Source organism: uncultured Campylobacter sp., from assembly GCF_937997595.1.
Classification (GTDB): Bacteria; Campylobacterota; Campylobacteria; order Campylobacterales; family Campylobacteraceae; genus Campylobacter_B.
On record NZ_CALKTS010000168.1, the window covers coordinates 1 to 3,068 of the forward strand.

A 3,068-nucleotide genomic window follows, 5' to 3' on the forward strand; every position below is an offset into this window, starting at 1 on the left:
GCAGCCTACCTGAAATCGGCGATAAAATAAGCGATGAAAACTGCGATTACGAAGTGCTGCGAATGGATGGCACAAGAGTTTCGCTCGTAAAAGCGATCAAAAAAGCAGTCGCGCAACCGCAAGAAAACGAAGAAGCGGAGAAAAATAACTAAGTCAAAGTGTAGGCTAATAACATTCCGCCCTGCAATGCTGCGTGCCGGAAATTTCAATCGCTCTGCCACTTGCGACGCTCTCAATCCCCATATAGGGCAAAAATTTATTTGCCGCTCCCGTATAGATGCCCTAATAGCGGGTAGAGGAATTCCCACCGCCCTTCAGAGCGTCATAAAAGTGCTATTTATAAGCGCGCTGCAAACGAAAGGCGAAATTCTACCGCGAAAATTCTGCCAGAGCGGCGCCAGATAAAATTTCTTGATAAGCCTGTTTTCAAATTTTGCGAGATCGTAGATTTTAAAAATTTCAAAATTTCGCGGAATTTTAAAATTTCAATTGATCTAAATTTCTCGGCTAACTTAAATATCAAGCCCTGCTACAAGCCTGGGCTAAGCGGATTTTAAAGCCAAAGTCTAAACGTAAAATTCTAAAATTATTAAAGATAAAATTTTGCCGCGTAGTATCGCAGAATTAACTCTATCGATTTTAATCGTAAAATTTCACCAATCTTACTTTAAAACTTCGCAATTTTAAATTCTAAAAATTCCTCAGTAATCAAGTTGGCACGCCTTAAAATTCCGCATAAATAAATCTTAAATTCCTTTTTGCTACCATAACGAAAATTTTTCACACGGATGGCTTTATGACAAAACACAAATTCTCATCGCGTTGGGCCTTTATCATCGCTTGCGTGGGCTCTGCTGTAGGTATGGCAAATGTCTGGGGCTTCCCTTACAAACTCGGCACGAACGGCGGCGGCGCATTCTTGATAATCTACGTTTTTTTCGTAGCGCTGTTTTCATACGTAGGCCTAAGCGCCGAATACGCGATCGGTCGCCGCGCCAAAACAGGCACGCTAGGCTCATACGAATACGCGTGGAAAAGCCGCGGACTTGGCGCTATCGGTAAGGTTATCGGCTGGTTGCCACTTGCCGGTTCGATGTGTATCGCAGTGGGCTATGCCGTCATCATCGCCTACGTTCTAAAAGCGCTAGTTCAAGCCATAGACGGCTCGCTAATGAGCGAAAATACCGATATGTGGTTCAACTCTTTTGCCCTGACGCCCTACTCCGTGGTGCCTTATCACTGCATAATCGTTGCAGGGACGTTGCTGACGCTGTTTTTCGGCGCCAAAAGCATCGAAAAAACGAATAAAATTATGATGCCGCTATTTTTCGTGCTATTTGCAATTTTGGCAATTAGGGTCGCGACGTTGCAAGGTGCTGCGGGCGGATATGCCTTTCTTTTTGGCGCCGATTTTACTAAGCTAGCAGATCCGATGGTTTGGATTTCTGCGATGGGACAGGCGTTTTTCTCGCTATCGATTACGGGCTCAGGTATGATCGTCTATGGCGCGTATCTATCCAAGGACGAAGACATTGTATCTGCGGCGAAAAATACCGCGTTATTTGACACGCTAGCCGCGATGGTAGCTGCGCTAGTGATGATCCCTGCAGTATTTGCTTACGGAATGGATCCGGCGGCGGGGCCTAAGCTACTTTTTGTAACTCTGCCTAAAATTTTACAAGATATGGCAGGTGGTAGAATTTTTGCGGTGATTTTATTTACTGCCGTGATTTTTGGTGGAATTTCATCGCTTCAAAATATGTTCGAGGTAGTCGCCGAATCGCTAATGCATAAGTTTCCAAGGCTAAGCCGCGCCTTCACGCTTGCGTTATTGTGCGCGATCTGCCTGGGCGCGGGCCTTGGTATGGAAGCGATAAGCTCATGGGGTCCGTGGATGGATTTCGTATCGATTTATATCATTCCGATCGGAGCAGTAATCGGCGCGATATCGTGGTTTTGGGTGATTAAGCGGAATGAAATTTTAGATGAGATCAATCTAGGCGCAGATATGGCTCGCGACAAGCTCTGGTATGATATTGGGCGCTTTGTCTATGTCCCGCTGGCGCTACTTTTATGCATAATCGCGCTTAGTATGCATATTTCGTTTTGAATTAAAATCTTGCTAGATTTAGAATTAATAGTGTTCTCTCGTAATGGAATTTTAGCAAAGCATATTTATAAATCATTGCATTATCCATATAAATAATGTATAATGCAGTCAAAAAGGAGACAATATGACGCGATCTATAAACGTAAATTTTAGAATGGATGCCGAGCTTAAAAAAGGGTTGGAGGAAGTATGCTCTGAAATGGGGCTAAATTTAACTACTGCTTTTACAATATTTGCTAAAAAAGTATTGCAAGAACGCAAAATTCCTTTCGAGCTGACGGCAGATCCCTTTTACAGCCACGAAAATTTATCTCATCTTAAGCGCTCTTTTGACGAATTAAAGGAAAATAGCGGGATTGAGCACGATTTGTTAGAAGCGGACCAATGAAAAAATCTGGTCGCAAGAAGCTTGGAAGGATTATCTGTATTGGCAGGAAAATGATAAAAATATCCTAAAGCGCATAAATAAGTTAATCCTAGATATAGAGCGTAACGGCTACGATTGTATAGGCAAACCCGAAGCGCTAAAGGGCAATTTATCGGGGCTTTATAGTGTTAGAATAGATGGAAAAAATCGGCTCGTATTTAGAATATCTAATGGCGCCATAGAAATAGCTCAGTGTAAAACTCACTATGGAGATAAGTAAAATACGCACAAAAGCATCAATATCAAAGCGGTAGTATTTGTCCCAAAATAAAAACTTTCACACCAAAAAAAGGCGTGGAATTTTAAAATTTTATCTTATTTTATGGCTTAAAATTTTGAAATTCAGTCTGGATTTAAGACAGCAAATTTCGAAATTTTGCCTTTGGCTGCTAAAAAGAAATTTCGTCGTTAAATTTAACAATAGAAATTACTTTTTAGTAAATGCCGTATCTACAAAAGAGTATTATGAGCTGCTACAATATTTCAAGGCGCTAAACGTAAAAATAGAAGATCGGACCGACTTTATACCGC

The 3,068-nt window shown here is 41.7% G+C and carries 3 protein-coding genes and 1 pseudogene; all 4 read left to right on the forward strand.

From position 1 onward, the window contains the following. Window positions 1-796: 796 nt before the first annotated feature. Window positions 797-2,110, forward strand: a complete 1,314-nt coding sequence (locus Q0614_RS06045) for a sodium-dependent transporter (protein ID WP_298787264.1) — start codon at window positions 797-799, stop codon at window positions 2,108-2,110. Between the two features lie 124 nt (window positions 2,111-2,234). After that, a complete protein-coding gene (locus Q0614_RS06050) occupies window positions 2,235-2,498 on the forward strand; it encodes a type II toxin-antitoxin system RelB/DinJ family antitoxin (protein WP_295152683.1) in 264 nt (87 codons plus the stop codon). Between the two features lie 4 nt (window positions 2,499-2,502). After that, window positions 2,503-2,757 carry a Txe/YoeB family addiction module toxin gene (locus Q0614_RS06055; RefSeq protein WP_297951103.1) on the forward strand — a complete coding sequence of 85 codons (255 nt, stop codon included), beginning with the start codon at window positions 2,503-2,505 and terminating at the stop codon, window positions 2,755-2,757. 37 nt (window positions 2,758-2,794) lie between these two features. Further along, a pseudogene (locus tag Q0614_RS06060) lies at window positions 2,795-3,068 on the forward strand (hypothetical protein); the annotation flags it as partial.